At 62.0% G+C, this 17,436-nt stretch carries 11 protein-coding genes; 4 read left to right on the top strand and 7 right to left on the bottom strand.

The window, feature by feature from the left end; translation table 11 throughout:
• Positions 1-40: 40 nt before the first annotated feature.
• A complete protein-coding gene (hrpA, locus tag ACQQZ8_RS05590) occupies positions 41-4,012 on the top strand; it encodes an ATP-dependent RNA helicase HrpA (protein ID WP_431711692.1) in 3,972 nt (1,323 codons plus the stop codon).
• Positions 4,013-4,107: 95 nt separating this feature from the next.
• Complete coding sequence (locus tag ACQQZ8_RS05585; RefSeq protein ID WP_431711691.1) at positions 4,108-5,982, top strand: hypothetical protein; 1,875 nt, start codon at positions 4,108-4,110, stop codon at positions 5,980-5,982.
• Positions 5,983-6,125: 143 nt separating this feature from the next.
• On the opposite strand, the gene ACQQZ8_RS05580 is transcribed toward ACQQZ8_RS05585, so the two are convergent.
• The 3 genes from ACQQZ8_RS05580 to ACQQZ8_RS05570 are packed head-to-tail and all read right to left on the bottom strand — an operon-like array spanning position 6,126 to position 8,125.
• Positions 6,126-6,551 (bottom strand): HIT family protein, encoded by a 426-nt coding sequence (locus ACQQZ8_RS05580; protein WP_431711690.1) that lies wholly within the window; start codon positions 6,549-6,551, stop codon positions 6,126-6,128.
• A 48-nt stretch (positions 6,552-6,599) separates the two neighbouring features.
• Entirely contained in the window at positions 6,600-7,439 is an 840-nt protein-coding gene (locus ACQQZ8_RS05575; protein ID WP_431711689.1) for a sulfurtransferase, read from the bottom strand.
• A 5-nt stretch (positions 7,440-7,444) separates the two neighbouring features.
• Entirely contained in the window at positions 7,445-8,125 is a 681-nt protein-coding gene (locus tag ACQQZ8_RS05570; protein ID WP_431711688.1) for an MBL fold metallo-hydrolase, read from the bottom strand.
• A gap of 138 nt (positions 8,126-8,263) precedes the next feature.
• Here ACQQZ8_RS05570 and ACQQZ8_RS05565 point away from each other — a divergent pair, with 138 nt between their 5' ends.
• On the top strand, positions 8,264-8,713 hold the full coding sequence (locus tag ACQQZ8_RS05565; RefSeq protein ID WP_431711687.1) for a Fur family transcriptional regulator: 450 nt from the start codon (positions 8,264-8,266) through the stop codon (positions 8,711-8,713).
• 183 nt (positions 8,714-8,896) lie between these two features.
• Here the strand turns inward: ACQQZ8_RS05565 and ACQQZ8_RS05560 are convergent, their stop codons facing one another.
• From ACQQZ8_RS05560 to ACQQZ8_RS05545, 4 genes are all read right to left on the bottom strand, one after another.
• On the bottom strand, positions 8,897-9,748 hold the full coding sequence (locus tag ACQQZ8_RS05560; RefSeq protein WP_431711686.1) for a metal ABC transporter permease: 852 nt from the start codon (positions 9,746-9,748) through the stop codon (positions 8,897-8,899).
• 9 nt (positions 9,749-9,757) lie between these two features.
• Positions 9,758-10,558, bottom strand: a complete 801-nt coding sequence (locus ACQQZ8_RS05555; protein ID WP_431711685.1) for a metal ABC transporter ATP-binding protein — start codon at positions 10,556-10,558, stop codon at positions 9,758-9,760.
• Positions 10,559-10,713: 155 nt separating this feature from the next.
• Positions 10,714-11,784: a hemolysin family protein gene (locus ACQQZ8_RS05550; RefSeq protein ID WP_431711684.1), complete on the bottom strand. Its 1,071-nt coding sequence runs from the start codon at positions 11,782-11,784 to the stop codon at positions 10,714-10,716.
• Positions 11,777-13,099, bottom strand: coding sequence for a hemolysin family protein (locus ACQQZ8_RS05545; RefSeq protein WP_431711683.1), 1,323 nt, complete (start codon positions 13,097-13,099; stop codon positions 11,777-11,779). The genes ACQQZ8_RS05550 and ACQQZ8_RS05545 overlap by 8 nt, the downstream gene beginning before the upstream one ends.
• A 430-nt stretch (positions 13,100-13,529) precedes the next feature.
• On the opposite strand from ACQQZ8_RS05545, the gene ACQQZ8_RS05540 reads away from it, so the two are divergent.
• Positions 13,530-17,291, top strand: a complete 3,762-nt coding sequence (locus ACQQZ8_RS05540) for a multifunctional oxoglutarate decarboxylase/oxoglutarate dehydrogenase thiamine pyrophosphate-binding subunit/dihydrolipoyllysine-residue succinyltransferase subunit (protein WP_431711682.1) — start codon at positions 13,530-13,532, stop codon at positions 17,289-17,291.
• Positions 17,292-17,436: the final 145 nt, after the last annotated feature.

Raw genomic sequence — 17,436 nt, 5'->3', positions numbered from 1 at the left:
TAACTCTTTGGGCGGATCCCGGCCTAGAATTAGCTTCATCATGGCGCTCAAGATTTCCTATCCCGAAGCTCTGCCCGTTTCCGCCCGTCGCGAAGACATTCTCGAAGCGATTGCCGCCAATCAGGTCGTGATCATCGCCGGGGAGACCGGCTCGGGTAAAACCACCCAGCTACCGAAGATGCTCATCGAGCTGGGGTTGGCCGAGCGCGGGATGATCGGACACACCCAGCCGCGTCGGCTAGCCGCCCGCACCGTAGCCGAACGCATCGCCGAAGAGCTGGGCTGCAGCATCGGCGAAGAGGTGGGTTTCCAGGTGCGTTTCACCGGCGAAGTGTCCGCCCGGACCCAGCTCAAGGTGATGACCGACGGGATCCTGCTGGCCGAAATCCAGCGCGACCGGCTGCTGCGCCGCTACTCGGCGATCATCATCGACGAGGCACATGAGCGCAGCCTGAACATCGACTTCTTGCTCGGCTACCTCAAACAGATCATGCCGCGGCGCCCGGAGCTGAAAATCATCATTACCTCAGCCACCATCGACCCCGAACGCTTCGCCGCGCATTTTGGGACGTTGGATGCCCACGGGCAGCTGGTCCCCGCCCCGATTCTGGAGGTATCCGGGCGCACCTTCCCGGTTGAGATTCGCTACCGCCCCCTGCAGGAAGAACTCTCCGGCGGCGATGAGGACTCCGATGCGAGCGAGCTGAGCGAGGAACGCGACCCGCTGGATGCGGTCTGTGATGCGGTCCGCGAACTGTCGGCGGAAGACCCCGGAGACATTTTGATCTTCTTCTCCGGCGAGCGCGAAATCCGCGATGCCGCAGATGCGCTGCGAGCCATGGTCAGTAGCGAACGCAAGCTGCGCAACTATGAGATTCTGCCGCTGTTCGCCCGCCTCTCCCTGGCCGAACAGCACCGGGTGTTCCACCCCGGGTCTGCCCCGCGCATCGTCTTGGCCACCAATGTGGCCGAAACCTCGCTGACCGTGCCCGGGATTAAGTACGTGATCGATACCGGGACCGCCAGGATTTCCCGGTACTCGCACCGCACCAAGGTGCAGCGTCTGCCCATTGAGCGGGTGTCGCAGGCCAGCGCGAATCAGCGTTCGGGGCGTTGTGGCCGAGTCTCCGAGGGTATCGCCATCCGGCTGTATTCCGCCGAGGATTTCGACTCTCGTCCGGAATTTACCGACCCGGAGATTCGCCGCACCAATCTGGCCAGTGTGATCCTGCAGATGATTTCGCTCGGGGTGGTGTCCTCGGCCGCGCAGGTCGCTTCGTTCCCCTTTGTGCAGCCTCCCGAATCCCGGGCGATCAGCGACGGGGTGAATTTGCTGCGCGAACTTGGGGCACTGGGCAGTGACAAGGCGGCCGCGGTGACCGACATCGGGCGTAAATTGGCCCAACTGCCGCTGGATGTGCGCCTGGGCCGGATGATTCTGGAAGGTGCCGCGCGTTCGGTGACCAAGGAGCTGATGGTGCTCACCGCGGCGCTGAGCATCCAAGATCCGCGGGAGCGGCCCAGCGAGGAGACCGGGCAGCGTGCCCGCGCCCAAGAATTACACGCCCGCTTTAACGATGAAACCTCGGACTTTTTGGCGCTGCTGAACCTTTGGGCGTATCTGCAGGAGCAACAAAAGCAGCTCTCCTCCTCCGCCTTCCGGCGACTGTGCAAGGCCGAACATATCAACTACCTGCGGGTGCGCGAATGGCAGGACCTGTTCGCGCAACTTCGCCAGTTGGCCAAACCTTTAGGCATCACCGTGGCCGCCGAACCGATCAACCCGGCCGCGAACCAGCAGGCGGTGCATATTTCGCTGCTGGCGGGGTTGCTGAGCCACATCGGGCTCTATGATGAGCGGAAACGTGACTATTTGGGCGCCCGCGGCACCCGGTTCGCAATTTTCCCCGGCTCCGGGCTGTTCAAAAAATCCCCGAGCTGGGTGATGGCCGCTGAACTGGTGGAAACGTCGCGACTCTGGGCGCGCACCGTGGCGGTCATCGACCCCGAATGGGTTGAAGAAGTAGGCGCTCACCTGATTAAACGCAGCTATTCCGAACCGCACTGGTCCAAAAATGCCGGTTCGGTGCTCGGCTCGGAGAAGCTCACGCTATTCGGTCTGCCCGTCATCCCGGCCCGACGCATCCAGTACTGGAAGGTGGACCCGGTGCTGGCCCGTGACCTGTTCATCCGGCATGCGCTGGTGGATGGGGATTGGCGCACCCATCACCGGTTCTTTGCCCGCAACCGCAAGGTGTTGGCGGAGATTGACGAGCTGGAAACCCGGCTGCGCCGCCGCGATTTGCGGGTGTCCGATGAGGATCTGTTCGATTTTTACGATGCGCGGCTCCCGCAGAACATTGTCTCCGAACGCCACTTTGACCGCTGGTGGAAGAAAACTCGCGCCAGTGAGCCCGGGTTGCTGGATTTCGACCCCGAAGCACTCTTAGAACCCGACGCCCAGGAGCTGGATCAGCAGGCCTTCCCCACCACCTGGCACCACGGCAATATCGAGTTGCCGCTGAGCTACCAGTACAACCCGGCGGCCACCGCCGGGGAAGGTGATGGGGTGAGCCTGAAGGTTCCGGTGATCTTCCTCAACCAGCTGGATCCGGCGCGGTTCAGCTGGCTGATTCCGGGGCTGCGCCACGAGCTGCTCACCGCGCTGATCCGCTCGCTGCCCAAGGCGGTGCGCAAGAATTTTGTGCCCGCCCCCGATGTGGCTGGCCAAGCTCTCAGCGCGCTGGAAGCGGATTTTGATCCGGCCGCCGACGATCTGGCCAGCTCGCTCGCACTGGTGCTGCGCCGGCTGCGCGGGGTGGTGGTGGATCCGGCGTTGTTTAACTTCCACAGCCTGCCGGCACACTTGCGTTTCGGTTTCGAAGTGCACGATGCCTCGGGTAAAGTGCTGGGCCGCGGCGATGATCTGGCCGCACTGCAGCACCGACTGGCCGCGGAAAACCGTCGAGCGTTAGCCGCCGGGGTGAACGCTCCGGGTGCTGCGGCTTCCGGCCCAAGCCCCGCGGCGCTGAAAGGCAAGCACGCCTCGAAGAAGCAAGCCTCCAACACCCGGGGTGCCGCACGCGGTGCCGGAGGCGGGAGCGGGTCTGCTCCGGCGGGCGAGTGGGAGCAAGAGCACCTCACCAGCTGGCCCACACTCGCCGGAGGCGGGAACCAGCTGCCGGATAAGGTCAGCACCACCGTGATGGGGCAGGAAATTACCGCCTACCCGGGGTTAACCGACACCCGCGATAGCGTGCGACTGACCGTCTTCCGCACCCGCACCGAACGCGAGGCAGCGCACCGTGCCGGGATCATCCGGCTGTTGCTCTTACGCCTGCCCGCGGCCAGCAAATTCGTCATCTCGCACCTGAACAACGCCGAAAAACTGGTGTTCACCCAAAGCCCACACGGCTCCATCGAGCAACTCATTGAAGATTGCACGATGGCGGCCGTGGACAAATTGGTGCCCGCCACCCTGCCAATGGACGCGACCGGTTTCGAAACGCTTTTCCAGAAAGTGCGCGCCGAACAGATCGACACCGTCTTTAGCCTCACCGCCATCATCGCCAAGGTCTTCACCAGTTACACGCAGATCAGCAAGGCTTTGAAGGCCAGCAAATCGCTGGCGATGTTCACCGCAGTCGCTGACATCCGTTCGCAGCTGGAGCAACTGATTTACCCCGGGTTCATCGCCGCCACCGGCGCCACCCATCTGCTGCAGCTGCCCCGCTACTTGCAGGGTGTGGAAAAACGTTTGGAGAAGCTGAACGCCGGAGCCGTCCAACGCGATGCGCAAAACACCATGCTCATCCAAGGTCTGGAGGACGAATACGATCGGGCGCTGGAAAAGGTTCCCAGCGGGACGCCGGTGCCCCATGCCCTCCGCGAGGTGAAATGGATGCTGGAGGAAATGCGCGTTTCGCTCTTCGCCCAAGAACTCGGCACCGCCTATTCGGTCAGTGAAAAGCGGATCCGCAAGGCGATGAAGGACGCGCTGGCCGCCGGCTAGACCCTCTGCGCTGGGATTTCTGGCCCTGGGCCGGTTATCCACATCCAGGCAGCTTGTTGCGCCAGCACCTCGCGCAAGCGCGGATCATCGGTGGCATGACTTCGACGGACTTGGCTTCGGCCCTCGGCACCCTCCGCGAAACGGTGCGCGCCCACGGCACGGCGTTACACCCGGCGCTGCGTCGCGAGCTCGGAGAGCTGACCCTGGGCCTGTTAGAGTCCCTCGTCGATGACCTGACGCACAGCGAAGACCCCCGGCTGGTGTTGCAAGGGGCCGAGCTGATCGAAGCACACTACCGGACTATCCTGCGCGCCCAGCTGCGTCTGGCCGCCGCGGCCGAGGCCACCGGGGCGCACACGCTGAGCACCGAGGAGTACAACCGGCTTAAGCAGCGCACCACCCGCTGGGATCAACCGGCCGAACACAGCCCGGGACGCACCGCGCATAAGGACACCGCCGCGGTACTGGCCGCATGGCTGGGGCTGAACTTTTTTGAAACGCGTAATCGGGTGCACGATGCGCACCGGGTGGTGGCTCGCCGCACCATGGCCGGCACCCCGGCCAGCCCCCGCTATGAAAAGCTCTCCGCCCTCTTCCTTGACCCAGCCCGGGGTCCCCGCCCGGCCCGAGATGCGGCACGCCGACTGGAAAAATTTGAGCCCGAAGACCAAATCGCGACCGGCACCCCGCTCCCACCACGCGCGGCCGGACCGGACGGCATCGTTCTGGAAGAGCACGCGGTACGACTGTTGCAGCACCATGACCGAGTTACCGCGTCCAAACGGATCTCCGAACTGTGCACTGCCTACAAGCAAGCGCACACCGAAACGAGCACCCCCGAGGAATACATCCGACTGGTGCGCACCGTGGGTGGGAGTGATATTTATGAACTGGCCGCGGCCAATGAGAACGCCGAGTTCCTGCGTTCCACCCTCGGACACTTGGATAACCCCAATACCTTGCTAGGCAAAGCCGCACGACAGGCCTGCGGCGCGGATCCCCTCGCCAGCGCTCCCGCCACACCGGCAGCATCACGCCCGGACAGCGCCGCGGATCCCACTGTTCCGGTCCTTGGGTCACCCCACGATATTCCGCCCACACCGGCATGGTTGCAGAGCGCTGACCCCGCCCCCGACTGGGCCATCGATCCAGCCGAGCAACCCACCGGCGAACCGCCGACAGAAAGCACCAACGCCTTGGGCGATGCTCCACCCGCCCCGCCCCCGAGCAGCCCTGCCGGCGCAGGCCCGCGACAGCTCACGGCGCTGGCCGCGGATGAAAGCACCGCTCAGCGATCCAACGCCGAGGCTGCCCAGCCCGAGGGTGTTCCGGTAGCCAAACGTCGATTCAACGCTTTTATGGCCATGCTCCGGCAACGCTTCACGGCTCAGGGCAGCACCACGCAGATCGTGCCCACCATCAACGTCTACCTGCCACTGGCACAGCTCATGGATTTAGCCACCGCTCACGGCATCACCACCCACGGAGTGCACCTCGCCCCGGCACGGCTGCGCCAATTATTGTGCGAGGCGAACATCATCCCGCATGTGCTTGGCGGTCAGGGCCAGATCCTCGATCAGGGCCGTGCCCGTCGCACCTTCACCAAGGTCCAACGCCAATCCTTACTCGCCAGAGATCGCGGGTGCATCCGCCCCGAGTGCACCTACCCGCCGGAGTTAGCCGAGGCGCATCATTGGGCGCAGGGCGGCTGGGCCGGCGGCTGTCCCACCAATGTTCGGGACGGGGTGCTGTTGTGCCCTATTGATCACGACGACTACCACGCCGGCAAATTTGAGATTGTGGAAGTCAGCGGGCTACCGCACGTGCTGGAGGCGGCGTACCTGGATCCTAGCCAAACCCCACGGCGGAATAAGTACTGGTTCGGACACCACGAAGCAGTACCCGGTGAAAGCACAGCCCCACCGCTCCCTCAGTCCGGAGCACCACCAGCTGTGCCCGACACCGGCTAGCACCCAAGTCTTCTCGGGTATCGCGCTTGCCGGTCACCGGGCTCCCCTCCTAGTCAGGCACAACACACCCCGCCCTGAGCGGAGGCATTGCGCCGAACCGAGGGTGCACTGAGTGACCGGCACCCCGCGGCGGGTGTGTGAAGCTATTCGGCAGGAACTTCTGGGTGGCCATCTTCCCGCAGAGCGGCACGCAGCGTCTGGGCGCTGGCATCCATGGTGGCCGGGTCCGGGTTCTCATCGACCCGGGAAAGATCAAAATCGGACAGCGAATTACTCGGCCACACATGCACATGCAGATGTGGAACTTCAAAACCGGCGATCATCACTCCGGCCCGGGCCGAGCCGAAAGCACGTTTCTGGGCTCGCCCAATCTTTCCCACCACCTGCATCAGATGCGTCATCAATTCGTCGCTGGCATCGGTAAACTCGTCAATTTCGACGCGCGGCACCACCAGTGTGTGCCCTTGCGCCAGTGGTCCGATGGTCAAGAAGGCGACGCAGAGCTCATCCTTCCAGACAAAGCGACCCGGAATCTCGCCGTCAATAATTTTGGTAAATAACGTGCTCATGTGGACCTTTCACGGTTAATTCGGGCTTGCTCGTGCGCGGGCGACGAGTTAGGTGCGGTGGGTTTCATCGCTGGTGGCCACCGGTAGGTCGCGGTAGGAGCAGTATTGGGACCAGGACCCCGGATACAGCGCCGCGCTAATCCCGGCCTCATGCAATGCCAAGACTTGGTGCGCGGCGGTGATCCCCGAACCACAATAAGCGGCCACCGCGGGCTGCTGTGGCGTCACACCCAACGCGGCGAAACCCTGGCGCAACTGCTCGGTGGATTTGAAATGTGCCCCACTATCGAGGTTTTCGGTGGTGGGACGGTTCAACGCCCCGGGGATGTGTCCGGCCACTGGGTCAACGGGTTCTTCCAACCCGAGGTAGCGTGCGGTGGCTCGGGAGTCGATGAGTAGGCCGCTAAATTCCTGCAGCTGATCAATCTCAAGCACCGGCATCGCGCCCCAAGATAGTGAAACGGTGCCCGGGGTGGGACTTGGAGCTTGTGTGGAGAGCACAAATTTGGCTTCCTGCCAGGCTTGCAACCCACCATCGAGGACTTGCACTCGCTCAAAGCCGGCATGCCGCAACAGCCACCAGGCACGGGCCGCGGCCAACGAACCGGAGTCGTCGTACACCACCACCGAACTGTTGGGGTTAATTCCCCAACTTCGGGCAGCCGCCTCAAAATCCTCCGGCAGCGGCAATGGGTGGCGTCCGGTATGCTCCCCGACCGCCCCACTCAGCTCGGTTTCCAGGTCGACGAAACGCGCGGCAGGAATATGCCCTTCCAGATAACGCTGCTGGTGATCCGTTGCCCCTAAGGACCAGCGCACGTCAAGGAGCACTAGATCCGGGTCTTGAAGTTTCGCAGCGAGGTCCTGAGCTTGGATCAAAGCCGTCATCGGCGTTACTCCTTGGCTAATAGTTCGGCGATGTCATAGCTGCGCAGTGGCTCCAACCGTTGGTAGCTGCGCCCCTGAAGCCCAGCGACCCGGTTCAGCTGCCCGTCAAAAAGGGCCAACCCGCGGTCGTTGAGCAGCCCGTCATGAATCGGGACCCACACCGGCGCATCCACAGCGGTCGCAAAATCCAGCACCTCGGCAACCTTGGACCACGGAGCCATCGCCGGCACCAGCAGCACCTCGGGCTTAATGTCCACCGGGACTTGCAGACTGTCCCCCGGATGGAAAACCCGTCCACCGAGCAGGTACCCGATATTCGCCACGATCGGCAGGGTGTGGTGGATGGTGGCGTGCGTCCCGCCGAAGGTCTGGATCTGGATTCCAGCGGCCGTCACTTGGGTGCCGGGCAGAATCGGGTCCACCCGCGAACGCGCCACCTCGGGAAGTAGCTCATGCAGCGTATGCACGACGCTCTGCGGGGCATAGACCTGCAGGGTCGAGTTGGCGATGACCGCGTCCGCCACCGCCTGCGGGGTGATGTGATCGGCGTGCTCGTGGGTGATCAGCACCGCTTGTTTCCCGTCGAAGGCTCCCTGCAGATCCGAGAAGCCCCCCGGATCAATCAGGATCGACCCGTCGACGGTGGAAACCTCAACACATGAATGACCACGAGTAACTATGCGCATACCCCATAGCCTAGGTCGCACAGCACGCCCGAATCCAGTCATCGGCGGGCATTACCGCAGGAAGTTGGCTAAAATTAGGGAAATACTTCCTGCGTTGCCTTTGGCCACGTCATCACCAGTTAGGAGCGGTGTCCGTTTATGACGCAACCGTCGACCGCGCGTTCCGGGGAAACCCGGGTCACCAAGCAGCGCGTGGCTGTGAACGAGGCGTTAGTTCAGGTCAACGACTTTGCCACGGCGCAACAGTTACATCGTTGGCTGCAAGAGGCCGATTACAAAGTTTCGCTGGCCACGGTCTACCGGCTCTTACAATCGATGGCCGAAGACGGTTTGGTCGATGTATTGCATTCGGGCGACGGTGAAGCGCGTTACCGGCAATGTGTCACCGAGGGACACCACCACCATCTGGTGTGCCGGGTCTGCGCCAAGACCGTGGAGGTCTCCGCGCCCTCGGTGGAGCGTTGGGCGGCCCGGGTGGCCGAGGAACACGGCTTCGCGGATCCGGAACACACCGTGGAAATCTACGGGCTGTGCTCCGCCTGCCGCAAACAAGGTAGCGCAGACCAACCACGCATCGACGTGAAATAAACCCCGCAGCAACTACGCCCCGACTCCGCGGTTCGCACCGCGAAGCCGGGGCGTCGTCAATTGCCTGGCGCAAACCCGCCGCAACAAACCGCCGCGGAGCAAGACCCGGCGCAAGTCCCGGGTAGCGTCGAGCTCATCTCAGTGACGGAAGCGCATCCGGTGCCGGGGTGAAAATTCGGGATGTCAGACCTGATGCCGCCGCGGGGAACGCGCCTTTTCAACAAACCGGCAGATCAGGTAGATCACAAAGGAAATCGTGGTCACATAGGGACTGATCGGCAACGACCCGCCCAAGGCCAGCAGAATCCCGCCCAGCACACTGAGCAGCGCGAAACTCACCGAGAGAATCACCGTCAGCAGCGGATTACTACTCACCCGCAACGCCGCGGCGCTGGGGGTGATCAGCAGCGCCAGCACCAGCAACGCCCCGACCACCTGAATGGCCATGGCCACCGCCACCGCCAGCACCACCATGAACGCGATGGATAAGCCGGAGGTTCGCACTCCGCGCGCCCGGGCCAGCACGGGATCCACGCTGGCGAAGGTCAGTGGCCGCCACATCACCAGCAAGGCCAGGATCACTCCGGCGCTCAGCAGCAGCATCCCGGAGAGTTGCACATCGTCCACGGCAACAATCTGCCCGGTCAGCAGGCCAAACTTATTCGCACTGCGCCCTTCATAGAGTGAGAGAAAGAGGATCCCCAGTCCCAACCCGAAGGGCATCAAGACCCCGGTGATCGAATTACGGTCCTTCGCTCGGGTTCCCAAAACCCCCAGCACCAGCGCCGCCACCAGCGAACCCAGCACCGATCCGGTCACCACATCGGCACCAATCAGCAGCGCAAAAGAGGCACCGGCGAAGGACAATTCGGCGATTCCGTGCACGGCGAAGGCCATATCGCGCATCATAATGAAAATGCCGATGAGCCCGCCGACCACACCCAGCAGCGCCCCGGCGATCAGCGAGTTACTCACCAGCGGCAAAAGCTGATCGTAATCCTGAAAGTTCACCACGCGCTCAAGAAAGTTTTCCATCCCCGGTTCCTACTTCCCTGCGGTTCCCGGCAGCTGGCGTTCGCCGTCACCGGTCACCACCACGATGCGCCCGTTGACGCGCAAAACTTCCACGCGCGAACCGTACAGTTCACTCAACACCTCGCTGCGCATCACCTCGTCGACGGTGCCGATGTGGAAACGTCCCCCGGCAAGGTAAAGCACCCGGTCCACATAGGGCAGGATCGGGTTAATTTCGTGGGTGACGAAGATGACCGCGGCCCCGGCATCCACGGCCTGCCGGTGAATGACCTCGCTGATGGCCTGCTGATGGTGCAAGTCCAAGCTCAGCAACGGCTCATCGCAAAGCAAGACCCGCGGGTTACTGGCTAAGGCTTGGGCGGCGCGTAAACGTTGCTGTTCACCGCCGGACAGATCAGAGACCGCACGATCGGCATAATCGCTGGCGCCGACCCGCTCAAGCAGTTCATCCACCCGCTGGGTCACTTCACGGTGTTTGAGCCGCACCCCCCAACGGTTGCCATCCACCCCCAAAGCCACCAAGTCGCGGGCGCGTAAGGGGACGTGGTCGCCGATCGGGCGCTGTTGGGGGATCAATCCCACCAGATCCGAACCGCGACGCACAGGTTTGTTATCGATCAGCACCCGCCCGGCTTGCAGCGCGGTGGTGCCCAACATGGTATTCATGAAGCTGGTTTTCCCCGAACCGTTCGGCCCCAGCACCGCCAGGAACTCCCCCGGACGGACCTGCAGGTCCAGATCTTGCCAGAGCACACGAGGCCCGTAGGCAAGTCGCGCGCCTTCGAAGGAAACGATGGCGTCCCCTGGCATCTTCCCACCTTTCATGAATTCTCGTTCGATACCGTGTGGTGCACGGAGAAAATAAAGACTGTGGTGCCCCCGGTCTCCCGGTGGCACCACAGTCAGTCTAACCTAGTTGAGACTCGTTCTCATTATCACGGGGTTGCTAAACCGTGAGAAGCTCATCACTGCTCGCGGGCCATCCCCGGTGGGGCGTGGCGCTTTCGCGTGGTATCGCTAATCTCCCCGACCAGCACCTCGATAATGTCTTCGAGGAACAGCACGCCGATGGCTTTGCCGCGCTCATCGATCACGGTCGACAGGTGGTTACCCTGCTGCCGCATCGATTCCAGCGCCACCTCGATTTCCGCATCGGCGGGAACCTGACCCAGCCGGTGCAAGGGCAGGTGGCGCAGTGGTTGGGTGGAATGCTCGTCGTCGATGAGCATCACATCCTTCACATGCCAGTACCCCACCGGCACCGAGTCACGGGTAATCAGCATGCGCGAGTACCCGGTTTTCGCCACCTTGGATTCGAATTCACGCGCGGTGGTCTGCCCCCATTCCAGGGTGAAAAGCTGGTCCAGCGAGACCATGCACGTCCCGGCGGTCACCGAGGTGAATTCCAAGGCCTTGCTCAAACGCACCGCGTCGTCGTCTTCCAAGGTTCCCTCCTCGGAGGAGGACTGAATAATTGAGCGCACCTCCGCGGCGGTATAAGCGCTGGAAACCTCGTTCTGCGGTTGAATCCCAAATAAGCGTAGGAAAGAGTTGGCGATGCCATTGAGCAACCAAATAATCGGGTGCAGCAGCTTAGAAACCCAGACCAGCGGGGCCGCTAGGGCCAAAACCGCCTTATCGGCGATGGAGACCGAAATATTTTTCGGAACCATCTCACCAAAGGTCACGTGCAAGAATGTCACCAGCACCAGGGCGATCAGGAAGGCCGAGGTATCGGCGATCGCTTCCGGCACGCCCACGGCTTCCAGCGGCACAACTAACAGGTGGTGAATCGCCGGTTCGGAAATATTCAAAATCAGCAGCGAACACACGGTAATACCCAGCTGACAGACCGCCAGCATCACCGAAACGTGTTCCATCGCCCACAACGCCACCTTGGCGCGCTTATTGCCCGCTTCAACCAACGGTTCAATCTGCGAACGACGTGCACTCATCACCGCGAATTCGCCGCCGACGAAGAACGCGTTGGCTAGGAGCAGTACCACCAGCCAAATCAGACCCATGAAATCACTCATCGGTGGCCCCCTCGGTCTTCATGGCCGGGGTGAAACTGATCTGCGCGATACGTCGCCCATCCAGTTCGGTCACCGCGAAGTTACCGTGCTCGGTACGCACCTCATCGCCCAACTCGGCTAGTCGACCCAGCTCTGCGAGCATAAACCCACCGATGGTGTCGTAGACCGCTTCTTCAGGAATTACATTAGCGCCGAGCTGCTCGTTGACCTGATCGGGGCGGAGCATCCCGGGCAGGAGCCAGGAGCCATCGGACTGTGAAATAACTTCTTCTTCATCCTCATCGTGCTCGTCGGACACTTCCCCGACGATTTCCTCGATGAGGTCCTCCAGGGTGACGAAACCGGCGGTTCCACCGTACTCATCCATCACCACGGCCACCTGATATTCGGCCTCGCGCAACTGCTCAAGCAGCACATCAAGGTGAATGGTCTCCGGGACGTAGAGCGTTTCCATGGCGAATTCGCCCACCTGTAACGCGGCACGGCGCTCACGAGGCACCGACACCACGCGTTTGATATGGCAAACGCCCTGAATCACGTCACTGGAACCCTCGATGACCGGGAAGCGGGAGAACCCGGTTTCAGCGCTCAGCGCAATCAGCTCAGACAGTGGCGCTTCGGAGTCGATGGTGGCCATCGTGGTGCGCGGAGTCATCACATCGGCGGCGGTACGTTCGGAGAATTCGATAGTGGATTCGACGAACTTGGCGGTCAGGTTATCCAGCGTGCCAAGTTCTGCCGAGCGGCGCACCAGCGAAGCCAATTCGCGGGCGCTACGCGCAGCAGAAATTTCTTCCTTGGCTTCCAGATTGAAAAAACGCTTGAGTACCTGGTTGGAAAAACCGTTCAACCCCACAATGGCGGGTTTGAAAATCGCGGTAAACAGCAGCTGCGGGCGGGCTAAGACCTTACCCACGGCCATGGCCCGGGCGATCGCCAGGTTCTTGGGGATCAGCTCTCCGATCAGCATCGAGAGCAATGTGGCCACGGTCATCGAGGCAATAACCGAAACCGCTGCAGCACTGCCCCCGGTGACCCCAATGTTTTCAAGCAAGGGGCGCAACAACGCGCTCATCGCCGGTTCCATCACATAACCGGTGAGCAGGGTGGTCAGAGTGATGCCCAGCTGGCAGGCAGAAAGTTGCGTAGAAAGCGAAGTGAGACATTGATAGAGCGGCTTCGCGCCGCGTTCGCCAGCTTCCACGGCCTGCGCCACAGTAGATTTGTCCAAGGCAACCAGAGCGAATTCAACGGCGACGAAGAATCCGGTTCCAAGGATCAGCAGCAGACCAAAAGCGATATATAACCATTCCATCGAGGGTTATCTCCACCCTCGGGCTGGCGTCAGTGAGTAGGTTCTAGTTCTTTGCCAGGGGCAACTAGAAGGCTCCGATCGAGAGGTGGAGCCAAGTTGATGATGTCTGGGGCAGCCGGCACTGCGCGCATTGGCGACGGGCCGGCATCGAGAATGACTGTCCATAGTGCAGATCAGTTTAGCCAAGGAAGAAGAACTTTGCACCAACGACACTTTAAATATTTGAACGGCGCTAAACACGCGGTCAGCGGCCAGAGTGTGAGAAACCACCGATGTGATCCACGACGCGTCTTCGCAATGTTGACCAAATTGTTACTAGACTATTGGGGAGGTCTAGAAATCTTGTGTGCACGGTGGCTAATTATTTGCGTCCTCGGCCGCCGCCCGCCCAAGCTAGCACAGCGAAGAAAATCAGGGAGAGGCGTTGCACGTGCCAGATCAAGCACACCACCGGCTGACGGAAGAATTCGGTGGAAACGAGTGGCTAGTAGACGAGCTATACCAGCAGTATCTCGTCGATAAGAACTCGGTCGACAAAAAATGGTGGGACATTTTCGAGTCCCTGACAACGGATTCGGCAGGATCCACAGCGACAAAGGCGGCCCCCGAGCCGGCCAAGCCCGCTGCCCAGCCTGCGCAGTCCCCGGCTACCGAGGCGCAGGGAGCGCCTCGCGCAGCCACTGCCGCACGCACCAGCGAACCGGTGGCCGCAAAGCCGGAAGCCACCAAGCCAGAGCCAGCAAAGAGCTCCGAGGCGGCACCTAAGACCGCCCCTATTCCGGCTCAGGCCCCAAAGCCACAAACTTCCAACCAGGCCTACGGTGAAGAGAAGCGTAGCGTGTTGCGCGGGCCAATGAAGGCCATCGCCACCAACATGGATGCCAGCCTCACCGTACCTACCGCCACCACCGTGCGCGCGGTTCCCGCCAAGGTGATGATCGATAACCGCATCGTCATCAACAACCATCTCAAGCGCACCCGTGGCGGCAAGATCTCCTTCACCCACCTGATCGGTTTCGCCGTGGTGCGGGCACTGCAGCAGTTCCCGTCGATGAACGTGACCTACGACGTGGTGGACAAGAAGCCCACCGCCATTCAGCCAGCGCACGTGAACTTTGGCATCGCCATCGACATGCCAAAGCCCGACGGAACCCGCATGTTGGCCGTGCCGAATATCAAGGCCGCCGAGACCCTGAGCTTCAACGAGTTCTGGGCCACCTACGAAGACCTAATCAAGCGTGCGCGCAACAATAAGCTCACCGCCGATGACTACGCCGGCACCACGGTCTCGCTGACCAACCCCGGCGGCATCGGTACCGTGCACTCGGTGCCACGACTGTCCAAGGGCCAGGCCGCGATCATCGGCGTGGGCGCTCTGGAATACCCTGCCGAATACCGCGGCGCCTCGGAGAAGACCGTGGCCGGGCTGGGCATCGGCAAGCACATCACGCTGACCAGCACCTACGATCACCGCGTGATCCAGGGGGCCGGTTCCGGTGAGTTCCTGAAGCTCGTTGAGTCGCTGCTTTTGGGCGAACAGAGCTTCTACGATGAGATTTTCGAACAGCTGCGTATCCCCTATGAGCCGATTCGTTGGGCCGTGGATAACCAGGTCGATGCCGAGTTGCACGTCAACAAGGTCGCTCGCATCCAGCAGCTGATCCACTCCTACCGCGTGCGCGGTCACCTGATGGCGGACATCAACCCGCTGGAATATGTGCAGCGCAAGCACCCGGACCTCGACATCAAGACCTACGGGCTGACCCTGTGGGACCTGGATCGTGAATGGATCACCGGTGGGCTGGGCGGCAAGGACCGGATGTTGCTGCGCGACATCCTCGGTGTGCTGCGCGACGCCTATTGTCGCACCACCGGCATCGAATACATGCACCTGCAGGAACCTGCCGAGCGTGAATGGTTCCAGACCAAGCTAGAAACCCCGTACCGCAAGCCAAGCACCGAAGAGCAGAAGCGGATCCTGTCCAAGCTCAACGCGGCCGAAGCTTTTGAAACCTTCCTGCAGACCAAGTTCGTCGGGCAGAAGCGCTTCAGCTTGGAAGGTGGCGAGTCGCTGATTCCATTGCTGGACGCGATTATCTCCGACGCCGCCGATGAGCATTTGGACGAGGTAGCCATCGGCATGGCCCACCGCGGCCGGCTCAACGTGCTGACCAACATCGCCGGCAAGACCTACGCGCAGGTCTTCCGCGAATTTGAGGGCACCGCCACCCCTGGCTCGGTGCAGGGCTCGGGCGATGTGAAGTACCACCTGGGCACCGAAGGTTCCTACACCTCGGATGCCGGCAACGAAACCAAGGTGTACCTCGCGGCCAACCCATCGCACTTGGAAGCCGTGGATCCGGTGCTCGAGGGCATCACCCGCGCCAAGCTGGACCGTTTGGGCACCAGCAACTCCGTGCTGCCGATTCTGGTGCACGGCGATGCCGCGTTCGCCGGTCAGGGTGTAGTCTCCGAGGTGCTGGCGATGAGCCAACTGCCGGGATACCGCACCGGTGGCACGGTCCACGTGATCGTGAACAACCAGATCGGTTTCACCACCGCGCCTAGCTCCTCACGCTCCTCCGAGTACTCCACCGACGTGGCCCGCGCAGTTCAGGCACCGGTCTTCCACGTCAACGGCGATGATCCGGAAGACGTCGTGCGCACCGGTCAGCTGGCATTCGAATACCGCCAGAAGTTCGGCAAGGACGTTGTGATCGACCTGGTGTGCTACCGCCGCCGTGGTCACAACGAGGGCGATGACCCATCGATGACCCAGCCGATGATGTACAACCTGATCGAAGCCAAGCGTTCGACCCGCAAGCTGTACACCGAATCGCTGGTGGGCCGTGGGGACATCACGCAGGAAGAAGCGGACAACGCGTTGGCTGAGTACCGCGGGTCGCTGGAGCGCATCTTCTCCGAGACCCATGCCGCGCAGACTTCACCAATCCCGATCGTCACCCCGGGTTCGACCATCAACGACCTGGAGAAGCCTTTCGCTCAGGCCGAGGATGAACTCACCCGCGACGCGGCTCGCCCCTCGGCGATCTCCGCGCAGACGCTGGCTCAGATCGGTGCGGCGCACCTGGCCGTGCCGGAGGGCTTCAACGTCCACAATAAGCTCAAGTCGCTGCTGGAGCGCCGGGAAAAGATGAGCCGCGAAGGCGGTATCGACTGGGGCTTCGCCGAATTGGCGGCCTTCGGTTCGCTGTCCATGGAAGGCGTGCCGGTGCGTCTGGCCGGTCAGGATTCGCGTCGCGGCACCTTCGTGCAGCGTCACTCGATGTTCCACGACCGAGTCAACGACGATGAGTGGTACCCGCTGAACCACCTGAGCGAAGACCAGGCTCCGATCTGGATCTACGACTCACTGCTCAGTGAATACGCCGCGTTGGGCTTCGAATACGGTTACTCCGTGGAACGTCCGGATGCCTTGGTGCTCTGGGAAGCGCAGTTCGGTGACTTCGTCAACGGCGCGCAGACCGTGATCGACGAGTTCATCTCCTCGGCCGAGCAGAAGTGGTCGCAGTCCTCCTCACTAGTGATGCTGCTGCCACACGGCTACGAGGGTCAGGGCCCGGATCACTCCAGCGCCCGCATCGAGCGGTTCCTGCAGATGTGTGCGGAGAACAACATGGTGGTGGCCCAGCCATCCACCGGTGCCAACCACTTCCACCTGTTGCGTCGTCAGGCTTATGCCCGCCCACGCAAGCCCTTGGTCGTCTTCACCCCGAAGCAGCTGCTGCGCCTGAAGGCCGCGGCCACCTCGGTTGAGGACTTCACCACCGGTGGTTTCCGCGAGGTCATCGGCGATGCGTCGATCAGCAACCCAGCTGCGGTTGACAAGGTGCTATTGGTGTCCGGCCGGCTGTACTACGACCTGCTCTCCACCCGCGCCAAGGCCAAGGACGAGAAGACCGCGATCATCCGCGTCGAGCAGCTCTACCCGGCACCGACCGAACAGATCGCTGCCGAGCTGGCGAAGTACCCGAACGCCAAGGTCAGCTGGGTGCAGGACGAGCCTGCCAACCAGGGTCCATGGCCGTTCTTCGCGCTGAATGTGGCTACCGAGCTGGAGCAGAAGGTCAACTTGGTCTCTCGCCCGGCATCGGCCGCCACCAGTGCCGGTACCTCCAAGCGCCACGAAGCCGAGCAGGCTGTGCTGCTGCAGCAGGCCTTCGCCCGCTAAACTCGCAACTAACCTTGCGATAGTTGTCGCACGCCGGTTCCGTACCCGATTGTTTTGCTGCACACTGTGCCCGAAACACGGGTCGGGGCCGGCGTGTGGCATTTAAACTGCACCAAGGCGCGGCATTTGGCTTCAGCCCATCGGG

Source organism: Glutamicibacter uratoxydans (genome assembly GCF_050753455.1).
In the GTDB taxonomy this organism is placed as follows: domain Bacteria; phylum Actinomycetota; class Actinomycetes; order Actinomycetales; family Micrococcaceae; genus Glutamicibacter; species Glutamicibacter uratoxydans_A.
Note: the sequence above shows the minus strand (reverse complement) of the source record. Positions and strands in the feature narration are given on the sequence as shown.